We start from the raw sequence: 11,798 nt of genomic DNA, 5'->3' as shown, positions 1-11,798 counted from the left end.
CGAAACCCGCGCAACCTGACGCAATTCCAGCGTCTTCGGCTCTCGCGCCCGCATGTCACGTCACGGGACTGAACCACATATTCGCTTAAGCGTCCAACTGATTAACGGCGCCCTAGTCCGCCGTTTTTGCCTAGATTGCGCTCCCTTGCGAGCCAGCTTCTTGGCCCTTGTCGAAGGCCATGATGTCCTTGGCAAGAAAGTAGTTGAGCATGGTGCGGATGGTGGCGATGACGGCGAGCTTTGAGATGTCGTCCCAGGTCGGCGCCACTGCCGTGCGCAAGATGTCGGCGGCAAGCGCAAATTCGAGCCCGAGCAGGATCCAGGTGGCGAATCGGAGCCAGATTTGGCGTCCTTCCAAGCCCGTCGCTTGGCCGTTGGCGATCGCCTTCAATAGGGCGGCCATGGCCTGCAACGCGCCGAAGGCGACGACGAACACCGCGCCGCACTCGATGGCGAGAGCCACGTAGCTCGCGATCAGATTGAAGTGCTGCTCGAGCGCCGTGTCCAAGCCCCCCCACTCCAGTATGGCGTCGACCCTGCCGCCACATTGTGAAACGCGTAGCCTAGGGCCCGCAAGGGAGAGCTATGGCTTGACCACAAGCAAAGCGAGGGCCGCCGTCGCAGGGAAGCGGCACGCGCCCGGTCAGCGATCCATGTCGACGTAATCCTCGAAGAACCGCGTTTCCGCGTATCGCTCAGAGGCGTAGGTGACCAGGATCGTTCCAGGCTCGAACTCGCTCAGCATCAGCCAGGTGCCTGGCCCGAGATGCACGGCGCCGGTCTCCGGGGTAAGGCGGTGCTCCTCGAGGCCGGCGGCGGTCCGCGCCGTGATCAGGCAGGAGCCTTGCGCGACGATGAGCAGCTCGTCGCAGGAGACGGCGTGTCCGGCGCGGGTCTTGCCGGTCGGCACATCGGAGATGATGAAGCTCCGCACCGGCACGAAGGGCAAGCCACCGTCAACCTCGACGATGCGCATGTTTCCGCGCGCGTCGGAGTGCTGCTGGATGTTCACGAATTTCAGGCCGCGGATCGCCATGCGCGACTAAAGCTCCTTGCCAACGCCAAGCGGCATTCTGCCATCGCCGAGGGCAAGAGTCTCCACCATGTATTGAAGGAAGCAGCTCGAAGAGCGCGCGGCAAGCCTTACGCCGTTTTCGCCATATCGCGCAGCTTGAACTTCTGGATCTTGCCGGTCGAGGTCTTGGGCAGCTCGGTGAACACCACCCGGCTCGGGCATTTGAAGCGGGCGAGCTTCTTCTTGCAGTAGTCGATGATCTCGGCCTCGGTGACCTCGGCTCCTGGCCGCTTCTCGATGAAGGCGCAAGGCGTCTCGCCCCATTTGGCGTCGGGCCTCGCCACCACGGCGGCGGCGGCGACGGCCGGGTGCTTGTAGAGAACGTCCTCGACCTCGATGGAGGAGATGTTCTCACCGCCGGAGATGATGATGTCCTTCGAGCGGTCTTTGAGCTGGATATAGCCGTCGGGGTGGAGCACGCCGAGATCGCCGGAATGGAACCAGCCTCCGGCGAAGGCTTCCTTGGTGGCGCGTCTGTTCTTGAGGTACCCCTTCATCACGATGTTGCCGCGGAACATGACTTCGCCGAGCGTCTCTCCGTCAGCCTCGACCTGTTGCATGGTTTGCGGGTCCATCACGTCGAGGCCTTCGAGCGCCACGTAGCGCACGCCTTGGCGCGCCCGCTTCGACAGGCGCTCCTCCGGCGGCAGCGTGTCCCATTCCTCGTGCCACTCATTGATGGTCGCAGGCCCATAGGTCTCGGTGAGCCCGTAGAGGTGAGTGAGCTCGAAGCCTGCTTCCGCCATGGCGCCGAGCACGGCTTCAGGCGGCGGGGCGGCGGCGTGGTTGAAGGCCACGCGATGATTGAAATTCCGCCGCTCCTCTTCGGTAGCGTTGAGCAGGGCGGACATGACGAAGGGCGCTCCGGAGAGATGCGTCACCTTGTGATCGGCGATCGCGTCGTACATCGGCTTCGCCCGCACGCTGCGCAGGCAGACATGGGTGCCGGCAATCATCGACAGCGACCAGGGAAAGCACCAGCCGTTGCAGTGGAACATCGGCAGCGTCCACAGATACACCGAATGCAGACCCATGCCGGTGGCGATGGTGTTGGCGTAGCACATCAGCGCCGCGCCGCGATGGTGGTAGACGACCCCTTTGGGATTGCCGGTGGTGCCGCTCGTATAATTGAGCGAGATGGCGTTCCACTCATCGCTCGGCATGTCCCAGGCATAGTCGGGATCGCCGCCGGCGATAAACTCCTCGTAGTCGAGGTCGCCAATGCGCATCCCCTCGACACCGCATTCAAGGTCGCGATAATTGACGACGATCGGCTGCACCTGCGTCTGCGCGAGCGCCGCCTTGATCGCCGGGGCAAACTCGGTGTCGATGATGAGAAGCTTGGCGTCGGCGTGATCGAGCATGAAGGCGATGACGGGGGGATCGAGCCGCGTGTTGATGGAATGCAGCACCGCGCCGGTCATGGGCACGCCGTAATGGGCCTCGAGCATGGCCGGGGTGTTGGCGAGCATCACAGAAACGGTGTCGTCCTTGCCGATGCCGCTTCCGGCCAGGGCCGAGGCCAGCCTACGGGAACGGGCGTAGAACTCGGCATAGGAATAGCGCCGCTTGCCGTGGATGATGGCCGGATGATCGGGGAACGCGCTGGCGGACCGCTCGAGAAACACAAGCGGGGTCAGCGGCTGGTAGTTGGCGGCGTTCTTGCCGAGATCGGTGTCGTAGGGGCTCGTCATGGCCCGCCTTGGGTACGTTTCCTTCCTGCACCCTAGCGAAGCTTGAGCCCTCCGATCAATTCCCCTCGTGGAGGAGGGGTGACAGATTCAGCGTCTGGAATAGTAGGCGAGGGTGACCGCAAAAGCCGCCCCAGCGAACACGACCAACGCCAGATAGAGAATTTCCCCAGTGCTCATGGCGCACCTCGTCATTGCCTCGGAGGTGCAAGAGTCGGGGATGGAGGGTGCCGGGGCTTTGATCCTGATCAAAACCCCGAGGCTGGCGAGGCAACGGATCGGCGCCTAGCCCTGCCTAGTCGCGCTTGAGGTCTTTCAGCTTGGCGAACACCGAATCGGCGTCGGGAACGTCTTCCTCCTCTTCCGGTGCGGCCATGGCTTCGCGCGCCTCTTGCGCAAGCGCAGTCGCCATCGACGGCTCAGGCTGTGGAGGTGGTGCCGCGGCAATGGTCTCCTCGGCCGGGATGAGGGTACCGGCCTTGGGAGGCTCGACGGCTTCGACCTCATGGCGCTCGCGGGCGAGTCTCGACGCCGCCTTCTTGACCTCGGCATCGAGGTCGATCTGCGAGCAGAGGCTGAGCGCCACCGGATCCTGGGCGACAAGGCTGACAGAATTCCAATGCGACCGCTCGCGGATGGCGATGATCGTCGGCTTGGTGGTGCCGACGAGGCGCATGATCTGGGAGTCCTTGAGCTCAGGGTGATTTTTCAGAAGCCAGAGAATAGCATTCGGCCGGTCCTGACGGCGGGACACCGGCGTATAGCGGGGGCCGCGCTTGGTCTTGACCTCCGGCACTTCCACCTTGGGCTCGGCGAGCTTCAGGCGGTAGGAGCTGTCCTTCTCCGCCTTGGCGATCGCGTCCCGGGTCAATTGGCCCGACGAGATGGGGTCCATGCCCTTGATGCCATGGGCCACGTCGCCATCAGCGATGCCCTTCACTTCGAGCACGTGCAGGCCGCAGAACTCGGCGATCTGCTCGAAGGTGAGCGATGTGTTGTCGACCAGCCACACGGCGGTCGCCTTGGGCATGAGCGGGGTACGGTCCATAGGTCTTGCGATACCTGTAAGAAAAGGGCGGTCTCTCGACCCCTAAAAGGCCACGAGAGCGAGCCAGAGTCACATGAAGGGGAGGGGCTGTATATAGGGGCTGGCGCTTCGTTAGGCAAATGCTTCCGGATCGCGAAAAGGCCTCATCCTTCGAGACGGCCCCCGGCCCTCCTCATCCTTCGAGACGGGCCTTCGGCCCTCCTCAGGATGAGGGCCTCAGTTCCTTATGGTGAGGAGCGGACGCACGTCCGCGTCTCGAACTATAGGCCACTAGTCGATCACCAGCACGATCTTGCCGATATGATCGGGGTCGTCGATGCGGGCGTGCGCCGCCGCGGCATTGGTGAGGGGGAAGGTCGAGTCGATCACCGGCTTGAACTTGCCTTCGGCGATCAGCGGCCAGACGTTCTCCTCGATGGCGCGGGCCATGCGCGCCTTGGCCTCGGCACTCTGGGCGCGCAGCGTCGAGCCGGTCAGCGTCAGGCGCCGCATCATCAGCCGCATCAGATCGAGCTCGACCTTGGATCCTTCCAGGAAAGCGATCTGCACGATGCGCCCGTCAAGCGCCGCCGCGCGCAGGTCCCGCTCGATATAGTCGCCGCCGACCATGTCGAGGATCACGTCGGCGCCATGGCCTGCGGTGACCTGCTTCATCACCTCGACGAAATCTTCGGCGCGGTAGTTGATGGCGCGAACGGCGCCAAGCTCCTCGCAGGCCCGCACCTTCTCCGCGGTGCCGGCGGTGGCGATCACCTTGGCGCCGAGCAGGTGCCCAAGTTGAATGGCCGTGGTACCGATGCCGCTTGCTCCGCCGTGCACGAGCAACCACTCCCCGGGCTTGAGCGCCGCCCGCTCGAACACATTATGCCACACGGTGAACACGGTTTCCGGCAATGCCGCCGCCTCGACCAGTGAGAGGCCTCCGGGCACCGGCAGCGTCGCGCTTTCGGGTGCAACGCAGAACTCGGCATAACCGCCGCCATTGGTCAGCGCGCAAACCTCGTCACCTTCCTTGTACCGCGTGGCGCCGGGACCGCGGGCAACCACGTGCCCCGCGACTTCGAGGCCGAGAAGATCGGAGGCGCCTTTCGGCGGAGGATAGACGCCCAGACGCTGAAGCACGTCAGGGCGATTGATGCCGGCGGCCTTGACCTCGATCAGCACCTCTCCAGGACCGGGGACCGGCACGGGACGCGTCGCCGGCACGAGCACTTCCGGTCCGCCGTGGCCCCTCGCTTCAATGACGGTGATGGTCTCAGGCAGCATGGACGCTCTCTCTCCGGCGATGACGTGTAGGGATTAGAGCAGCAATGGAGATGATGTTAAGATAGGCCATGGACCTCGACGATCTCGAACCGAAGAAAAAGAAGGCCTACGAGCTTGGCCAGGATTTGAGCAAACTCTCCTTGGGCGAGCTCGCCGAGCTCGTCGAGACGCTCAAAGCGGAGATTGCCCGGGTAGAGGGTGCGCGTGGGGCCAAGCAGGCTTCGCTGAGCGCCGCGGACGCCGCCTTCAAGCGTTAACCATTCTTGCTAACTCCCTTTCTTTAGGTAAATCGGACCTTAGCGTTAACTCGTTATTAGGAGCTTTGCGCTAGGTTTTCAGCCATCCAGTCCTCTGGATGTGAGTGGCCTGTCCACTCTGTTTGACGCCTCCCTGTTAACTTCCTGAGCCGCCGCATGGCGGCTCTTTTTTTGCCCCAATCGCCGGTCTAACGTGTCTTTCGCCATGCGGACGAGTTTGCCGCGTGGGCAGCATATGCCGTGGGCACGGGCGTTGAGGGAGTAGCCGATGGCGGGGAAGTCCAGGCGCGGTGACGGCGTCACCGTTTCGTTCGGCGCGAAATTTGCGCAATCAGACCAGTTCAAAATCGTCTTTCGCGAGGGCATGGCGCTCGTCGAGGCGGCAGCCACCTATCTCGACGGCGACGGACGAAAGGAGGCGCGCAAACTGCAGCCGCCGCATTCGCTCGCTTATGCCACCGAGAGCATGCGGCTGACCACGCGGCTCATGCAGCTCGCCTCCTGGCTTCTGATCAGGCGCGCGGTGAGCGAGGGAGAGCTGACGCTCGAGCAGGCACTCGAGGAGCAGCGCAAGATCAAGCTTCCGGGCAAGGGAAGCGATCAGCCGACCCGGGATTTCAGCGCGCTTCCGCCCCGGCTGAAAGAGCTGGTCGCGGAGAGCATCAAGCTGCAGCAACGCATCGTCCGCCTCGACCAGATGCTCGGGCTCGAGCAGGCGCCTATCGTGGAAGACGCCGATCACCCCTTGAGCACGCAGCTGTCGCGCTTGCGCGCAGCCTTCGGCACCGACCCAGACTAGCGGTCTATTTGAGGAAGCCTTCGTATTTCCGCTTGAAGCGGGTGAGCCTGCCGCCGCGGTCGATGAGGTGCTGGCCGCCGCCGGTCCAGGCCGGGTGCGTCCTGGAATCGATGTCGAGCTTCAGCGTTTCGCCTTCCGCCCCGTAGGTCGAATAGGTGACGAACTCGGTGCCATCGGTCATCACCACTTTGATGCGGTGATAGTCGGGGTGGATATCCTTTTTCATGGCGTTTTGCCTTGGAAATTGCGCTGGTTACGTTGGGGACGAGCCTATAACGGAAGTTCGCCACGCGCACAAGGCTGCGCCGGAAGGGCGCGGACCTTTAATCTTTCGCTCTTGAGCCTCCTTCCGTACATTCCCATCGAGAATGAGGATACCCCCGCCCGTGACCGCAAAGCCAGACGGCCCGGACCTGCATCCCTTGCCTGCTTCAGCCCCGGCGGGCGAGGTCAAGGACGGGCGTGCGTCGCTCCGCCCGTTGCTGGCCCTCAAACCCTATGTTCTGCGCTACCGGGGCATGATCGCGGCGGCGCTTGCCGCCCTCATCGTCTCGGCCGCGGCAACGCTTGCCGTGCCGCTTGCCGTGCGGCGCATGATCGATGTCGGCTTCAGCGGGGTCGAGCCGGGTCTCGTCGACAAATATTTCGCAACCCTGCTTGGCGTCGGCCTCGTCCTCGCGCTCGCCAGCGCCGCCCGCTTCTATTGCGTGAACTGGCTCGGCGAGCGCGTCGTCGCCGATATCCGCGCCGACATCTTCAAACACCTCACCGGTCTGAGCCCGGCCTTCTACGAAACGGCGCATTCGGGCGAGGTGATGTCGCGGCTCACCGCCGACACCACGCAAATCAAGGCGGCGGCGAGCACTACCATCAGCCAGGCCCTGCGCAACCTCGTCATCCTGGTTGGCGCCGTGGCCATGATGATCGTCACCAGCCCGAAACTGTCATTGCTCGTGCTGATCGCCATTCCGGTCATCGTGCTGCCGCTGGTCGCCTATGGCCGCGCGGTCCGCTCGCTCTCCCGCGAGGCGCAAGACAGCCTTGCGCACGCTTCGGCCTATGCGAGCGAAAGCTTGAGCCAGGTGAGGGTGCTGCAAGCCTTCACCCACGAGCGGGCGGCAGCCGCGAGATTTTCCGGCGCAGTCGAGCGCGCCTTCGCGGCAGCCAAAGCCCGCACCAAAGCCCGCGCCGGGCTCACCGCGCTTGCCATCTTTCTCGTCTTTGCCTCCGTCGTCGGCATCCTGTGGTACGGCGCCCAGGACGTGCTCGCCGGCACCATGACCGGCGGCAGGCTCGGGCAGTTCGTGCTCTACGCCGTGTTTGCCGCTGCCGCCACCGGCGAGCTCAGCGAAGTCTGGGGAGAGATAAACCAGGCGGCAGGCGCTGCGGAGCGGCTCGGCGAGCTGCTTTCGGCGCAGTCGGCGATCAAATCGCCGCCGCGGCCGGTTCCGCTGCCCGAGCCGCCGCGCGGCGAAATTGCCTTCCGCGAGGTCACGTTTCACTATCCGACGCGACCTGCGATCAGCGCGCTCAACGGCGTATCGTTCGGGGCGAAGTCGGGCGAGCGCGTGGCCATTGTCGGCCCCTCGGGCGCCGGCAAGACCACGATCTTTGCGCTTCTGCTCCGCTTCTACGATCCGCAACAGGGAACGGTGAGCGTCGACGGCGTGCCCGTCAATCAGGCCGATCTTCACGAGCTCCGCTCGCGCTTCGCCGTCGTGCCGCAGGAGCCCGCGCTGTTCGCCGACACGGTCGCCGCCAATATCGGCTATGGCGTCGGCGAAGCGAGCCGGAGCGAGATCGAGAAGGCGGCGCGCGCGGCCTTCGCCCATGACTTCATCGTGGGCCTGCCGCATGGCTACGACACCATGCTGGGGGAGGGGGGTGTGACGCTTTCCGCCGGCCAGCGCCAGCGTATCGCCATTGCCCGCGCCGTGCTGCGCGATGCGCCGATCCTGTTGCTCGACGAGGCGACGAGTGCGCTCGACTCGGAGAGCGAGACGCTGGTGCAGCGGGCTCTCGACGCCATCATGGTCGGCCGCACCACGCTCGTCATTGCCCACCGCCTCGCCACGGTCACGCGCGCCGACCGCATCCTCGTCCTCGATCAGGGGCAACTGGTGGAGGAGGGCACGCATCAGAGCCTGCTTGGCAATGGCGGCATCTATGCGCGGCTCGCAGAGCTGCAATTCGCCACCGACGCGGCTTAAGGCGAAATCCAATCCAACCACCTCGTCATGCCCGGACTTGATCCGGGCATCCATTCCGTTGGCCTTCTCAGGCTGAAGGGCGAGTGGAATGGATTGCCGGGTCAAGCCCGGCAATGACGGTCGGATAGATTTGACTACGCCTCTGGTTCGGTAAGATGCGCGGCGATGCTCGCAAGCAGCGGATCGTGCACACCGGTCTCCTCGAGATGGCGGAGCGTTTTCATCACATATTCGACATTGCCCCCGGCCTGACCCTTGCCGCCGTGGACGATGCGCAGCTGCTCCTCGAGCGAAAGTTCGCCGGCATATTGGTCGTGGGTGCGATCGACGAGATAGGTGAGGGCTTTAAGCACGCGACCTGAGCCGTCGAGCAGACGTATCGGCCGCACCGCCTCGACATAGACGTCGGTGACTTGCTCGCGCTCACGCAAATAAGCGACCGTTTCGTCCTCAGCTCCGGCGGCTACGCGGAAGGCGGCGCCGCGGCAGGCGCCGCCGCGGTCGAGGCCAAGCACCAGCCCAGGCTGGGCGTGGGTGCCGCGATGCACCACGGAATAGACGCAGAGCGCGCGGTGCGCCCCTTTGAGCAGCGCCGGTGCGGTCTCGCTGAAGGGAAAGCCAGGCCGCCACATCAGCGAGCCATAGCCGAACACCCAAAGCTCAGCCATCGTTCTTACCGGAGCTCTTTCCGAAGAACCTCGTCATGCCCGGACTTGATCCGGGCATCCATTCCGTGACCGCGCCAATGGAATGGATTGCCGGGTCAAGCCCGGCAATGACGAGGAATTCTTGTTGTCTGTTGCGAACCGACGCCACTCAGCCGCTAGTCCTCATGCCCGTGAGGGCGGCCGAAATCGGCCTCTTGCGTGTCCTGCCCAGCCTCGATGATGCCGCGGCGGATGGCCCTGGTGCGGGTGAACAGCTCGAGCAGCGCCGTGCCGTCGTCCCAGCGGATCATGCGCTGGAGCGCCGCCAAGTCCTCGGAGAAGCGGCCAAGCATCTCCAGCACCGCCTCCTTGTTGTTCAGGAACACGTCGCGCCACATCACAGGATCTGACGCGGCGATGCGGGTGAAGTCGCGGAAGCCGCCGGCGGAGAATTTGATCACCTCGGATTGGGTGACCTCCTCGACGTCGGCGGCGGTGCCGACAATGTTGAAGGCGATCAGATGCGGAATGTGGCTGGTGATGGCGAGCACGATGTCGTGGTGCTCAGGCGTCATGGTCTCCACGGCCGAGCCGAGCCCGCGCCACAGCGCGGCGACCTTCGCGACCGCGGCCTCGTTGCTCCGCTCGCAGGGGGTGAGGATGGTCCAGCGGCCGTCGAACAGCTCGGCGAAGCCGGCGTCTGGGCCCGAATGCTCGGTGCCGGCGATCGGGTGGCCCGGAACGAATACGGCCTGGCCCGGAAGCACGGCCAGCACCTGGCGGATGACCGCAGCCTTGACCGAGCCGACCTCGGTGACGATGGCACCTTGGCGGAGATGCGGCGCGACTGACTTGACCGCATCGGCGGTGGCGCCGACCGGCACGGCGATCAGCACGAACTCGGCGTCCTTCACCGCTTCAGCCGGGGTGTTGGCGACGCGATCGCAAAAACCGAGTTCCTTGGCGCGGTTATGCACCTGTGTCGAAGAGTCGTAGCCGACGACGCGGCGGGCGAGCCCGCGAGCCTTGACACCGCGGGCAACCGAGGAGCCGATCAGCCCGAGCCCGACGACGGCAATGGTGTCGAACAAAGGCTCGGTCATAGGCGCTTGGCACCTGAAGCGCCCATGAAGGACTTGAGCGCATCGAGCACGGCGAGATTTTCATCCTCGGTGCCGATGGTCATGCGCAGCGCATCGGCAAAGCCGTATTCCTCGACCCGGCGCAAGATGATCCGCCGCGACTGGAGGAAAGTGTCGGCGTCGACCGCCGAGTGTCCATTGGCGCGCGGAAAATGGACGAGGAGAAAATTCGCAGCACTTGGCGTGATGGCGAGGCCGAGCGCTGCGAGGTCCTCGGTCATGCGCCCGCGCCAGATCTCGTTGTGGTCGGCCGCGCGCTGCATGTGCGCCCGGTCTTCGAGCGACGCGACGCCTGTGGCGATGGCCGGGCCCGACACATTGAACGGGCCCCTGATGCGGTTCAGCGCGTCGGCGACGGCGTCGGGGCAATACGCCCAGCCGATACGGAGCGAGGCGAGACCATAGATCTTGGAGAAGGTGCGGGTCATCACCGTGTTGCTTGTGGTGGCGACAAGCTCGATCCCAGATTCATAGTCGTTGGCGCGCACATATTCGGCGTAAGCCGCGTCGAGCACGAGCAGGACATCGTCGGGAAGCCCCGCGCGCAGGCGCTTGACCTCGTCGAAGGTGAGATAGGTCCCGGTCGGATTGTTGGGGTTGGCGAGGTAGACCATGCGCGTGGCAGGCGTCGCGCGGGCCAGGATCTCATCGACATCGGCGGTGAGGTCCTTCTCCGGCGCGACCACGGGCGTGGCGCCTCTCGCCAGGATGACGATGCGGTACACGAGAAAGCCGTGGCGCGAGTAGATGGCTTCGTCACCTGGGCCGAGATACGCCGTGGCGAGCAGGTTGAGCAACTCGTCGGAGCCGGCGCCGCAGACGATGCGCGCGGGATCGAGCCCGTAGAGCTTGGCGATTGCCTCGCGCAAGGACCGCGCCGAGCCGTCGGGGTAGCGCGACAGGGTCTTGGCGGCGGCGAGGTAGGCCTCGACGGCGCGCGGGGAGGGGCCGAATGGCGTCTCGTTGGAGGAGAGCTTGATCGCCGGTCCGCCGCCTGCGAGCGCGCTTTTCCCCGGCACATAGGGCGCAATGTCGAGAATGCCTTGCCGGGGGCGCAAGGCCCGCTTCGCCGTCATTTCGCTCTCCTGGTGCGATCAGCCGCTTTTGCTTGCGCTCGCGCGCGGCCTTGGCTTCCGCTGGCGCGGGGCCTCTCATAGGACCTTTCCTTTGCCCAAGGCAAAGAAAAGATTGACTTTCGGCCTTAAGCTCCTAGCTAACGCCGAATTGTCAAATTAGCAGGCATAATGCCCTCCAGACGGAATGGAGCCTTGGATCAAGAGCGATGAGTGAAGCGCCGGCGTCGCAAACCGTTCTGGACCATTCCGTTCGGCTTGCGCAGGTCGCCAATCCTGAGAGCCGGATCGTCCATTTCGGTGAGCACGAGCCGTTGCCGCTCGATTGCGGGGAGAAGCTCGCGCCCTTCTCCATCGCTTATCAGACCTACGGCACGCTGAACGCCGACAAGTCGAACCTCGTGCTCGTCTGTCACGCGCTGACCGGCGATCAGCACGTGGCCAATGTCCATCCGGTCACCGGCAAGCCAGGCTGGTGGGAGACCATGGTCGGTCCCGGCAAGCCGATCGATACCGACCGCTATTTCGTGCTCTGCCCCAATGTGATCGGAGGCTGCATGGGCTCGACCGGGCCAAGTTCGATCAATCCA

The 11,798-nt window shown here is 64.5% G+C and carries 12 protein-coding genes and 1 pseudogene; 4 read left to right on the top strand and 9 right to left on the bottom strand.

Annotation, left to right across the window (positions count from 1 at the left end; all coding sequences use genetic code 11):
• Window positions 1-130 precede the first annotated feature (130 nt).
• The 5 genes from ACREC7_RS04380 to ACREC7_RS04360 form a co-directional block, all read right to left on the bottom strand.
• Complete coding sequence (locus ACREC7_RS04380) at window positions 131-508, bottom strand: DUF1622 domain-containing protein (protein ID WP_431554476.1); 378 nt, start codon at window positions 506-508, stop codon at window positions 131-133.
• Window positions 509-643: 135 nt separating this feature from the next.
• On the bottom strand, window positions 644-1,036 hold the full coding sequence (locus tag ACREC7_RS04375; RefSeq protein ID WP_431554475.1) for a sugar 3,4-ketoisomerase: 393 nt from the start codon (window positions 1,034-1,036) through the stop codon (window positions 644-646).
• 107 nt (window positions 1,037-1,143) lie between these two features.
• Complete coding sequence (locus tag ACREC7_RS04370) at window positions 1,144-2,769, bottom strand: acyl-CoA synthetase (RefSeq protein ID WP_431554474.1); 1,626 nt, start codon at window positions 2,767-2,769, stop codon at window positions 1,144-1,146.
• 292 nt (window positions 2,770-3,061) lie between these two features.
• Window positions 3,062-3,814 carry a DUF1013 domain-containing protein gene (locus ACREC7_RS04365; RefSeq protein WP_431554473.1) on the bottom strand — a complete coding sequence of 251 codons (753 nt, stop codon included), beginning with the start codon at window positions 3,812-3,814 and terminating at the stop codon, window positions 3,062-3,064.
• Window positions 3,815-4,084: 270 nt separating this feature from the next.
• Window positions 4,085-5,080, bottom strand: a complete 996-nt coding sequence (locus ACREC7_RS04360) for an NAD(P)H-quinone oxidoreductase (RefSeq protein ID WP_431554472.1) — start codon at window positions 5,078-5,080, stop codon at window positions 4,085-4,087.
• A gap of 68 nt (window positions 5,081-5,148) precedes the next feature.
• Between ACREC7_RS04360 and ACREC7_RS04355 the strand changes: the two genes are divergently transcribed.
• Together ACREC7_RS04355 and ACREC7_RS04350 are read left to right on the top strand one after the other, a co-directional pair.
• Window positions 5,149-5,337: a DUF1192 domain-containing protein gene (locus ACREC7_RS04355; protein ID WP_431554471.1), complete on the top strand. Its 189-nt coding sequence runs from the start codon at window positions 5,149-5,151 to the stop codon at window positions 5,335-5,337.
• A 268-nt stretch (window positions 5,338-5,605) separates the two neighbouring features.
• Entirely contained in the window at window positions 5,606-6,136 is a 531-nt protein-coding gene (locus ACREC7_RS04350; RefSeq protein ID WP_431554470.1) for a DUF1465 family protein, read from the top strand.
• Between the two features lie 4 nt (window positions 6,137-6,140).
• On the opposite strand, the gene rpmE is transcribed toward ACREC7_RS04350, so the two are convergent.
• On the bottom strand, window positions 6,141-6,362 hold the full coding sequence (rpmE, locus tag ACREC7_RS04345; RefSeq protein ID WP_431554469.1) for a 50S ribosomal protein L31: 222 nt from the start codon (window positions 6,360-6,362) through the stop codon (window positions 6,141-6,143).
• A 142-nt stretch (window positions 6,363-6,504) separates the two neighbouring features.
• Between rpmE and ACREC7_RS04340 the strand changes: the two genes are divergently transcribed.
• Window positions 6,505-8,346 (top strand): ABC transporter transmembrane domain-containing protein, encoded by a 1,842-nt coding sequence (locus tag ACREC7_RS04340; protein WP_431554468.1) that lies wholly within the window; start codon window positions 6,505-6,507, stop codon window positions 8,344-8,346.
• 134 nt (window positions 8,347-8,480) lie between these two features.
• Here ACREC7_RS04340 and ACREC7_RS04335 read toward each other — a convergent pair whose 3' ends face one another.
• The 3 genes from ACREC7_RS04335 to hisC all read right to left on the bottom strand — a co-directional run bounded on the left by ACREC7_RS04335 (window position 8,481) and on the right by hisC (window position 11,211).
• Window positions 8,481-9,014: a gamma-glutamylcyclotransferase gene (locus tag ACREC7_RS04335; protein ID WP_431554467.1), complete on the bottom strand. Its 534-nt coding sequence runs from the start codon at window positions 9,012-9,014 to the stop codon at window positions 8,481-8,483.
• 155 nt (window positions 9,015-9,169) lie between these two features.
• Window positions 9,170-10,096 (bottom strand): prephenate/arogenate dehydrogenase family protein, encoded by a 927-nt coding sequence (locus ACREC7_RS04330; protein ID WP_431554466.1) that lies wholly within the window; start codon window positions 10,094-10,096, stop codon window positions 9,170-9,172.
• The gene (gene hisC, locus ACREC7_RS04325; RefSeq protein ID WP_431554465.1) at window positions 10,093-11,211 is read right to left on the bottom strand and encodes a histidinol-phosphate transaminase; all 1,119 of its coding nucleotides are present in this window, start codon (window positions 11,209-11,211) and stop codon (window positions 10,093-10,095) included. The genes ACREC7_RS04330 and hisC overlap by 4 nt, the downstream gene beginning before the upstream one ends.
• A gap of 206 nt (window positions 11,212-11,417) precedes the next feature.
• Between hisC and metX the strand changes: the two are divergent.
• A pseudogene (gene metX / locus ACREC7_RS04320) lies at window positions 11,418-11,798 on the top strand (homoserine O-acetyltransferase); the annotation flags it as partial.

This window comes from Methyloceanibacter sp. (assembly GCF_050728395.1).
In the GTDB taxonomy this organism is placed as follows: Bacteria; Pseudomonadota; Alphaproteobacteria; order Rhizobiales; family Methyloligellaceae; genus Methyloceanibacter.
This window is presented reverse-complemented; position numbering and strand designations above follow the sequence as displayed.

Coding starts and splice junctions, on each gene's coding strand:
- ACREC7_RS04375 (WP_431554475.1), bottom strand. CDS start 1,036: ATGGCGATCCGCGGCCTGAAATTCGTGAACATCCAGCAGCACTCCGAC.
- ACREC7_RS04370 (WP_431554474.1), bottom strand. CDS start 2,769: ATGACGAGCCCCTACGACACCGATCTCGGCAAGAACGCCGCCAACTAC.
- ACREC7_RS04365 (WP_431554473.1), bottom strand. CDS start 3,814: ATGGACCGTACCCCGCTCATGCCCAAGGCGACCGCCGTGTGGCTGGTC.
- ACREC7_RS04360 (WP_431554472.1), bottom strand. CDS start 5,080: ATGCTGCCTGAGACCATCACCGTCATTGAAGCGAGGGGCCACGGCGGA.
- ACREC7_RS04355 (WP_431554471.1), top strand. CDS start 5,149: ATGGACCTCGACGATCTCGAACCGAAGAAAAAGAAGGCCTACGAGCTT.
- ACREC7_RS04350 (WP_431554470.1), top strand. CDS start 5,606: ATGGCGGGGAAGTCCAGGCGCGGTGACGGCGTCACCGTTTCGTTCGGC.
- rpmE (WP_431554469.1), bottom strand. CDS start 6,362: ATGAAAAAGGATATCCACCCCGACTATCACCGCATCAAAGTGGTGATG.
- ACREC7_RS04340 (WP_431554468.1), top strand. CDS start 6,505: ATGAGGATACCCCCGCCCGTGACCGCAAAGCCAGACGGCCCGGACCTG.
- ACREC7_RS04335 (WP_431554467.1), bottom strand. CDS start 9,014: ATGGCTGAGCTTTGGGTGTTCGGCTATGGCTCGCTGATGTGGCGGCCT.
- ACREC7_RS04330 (WP_431554466.1), bottom strand. CDS start 10,096: ATGACCGAGCCTTTGTTCGACACCATTGCCGTCGTCGGGCTCGGGCTG.
- hisC (WP_431554465.1), bottom strand. CDS start 11,211: ATGACGGCGAAGCGGGCCTTGCGCCCCCGGCAAGGCATTCTCGACATT.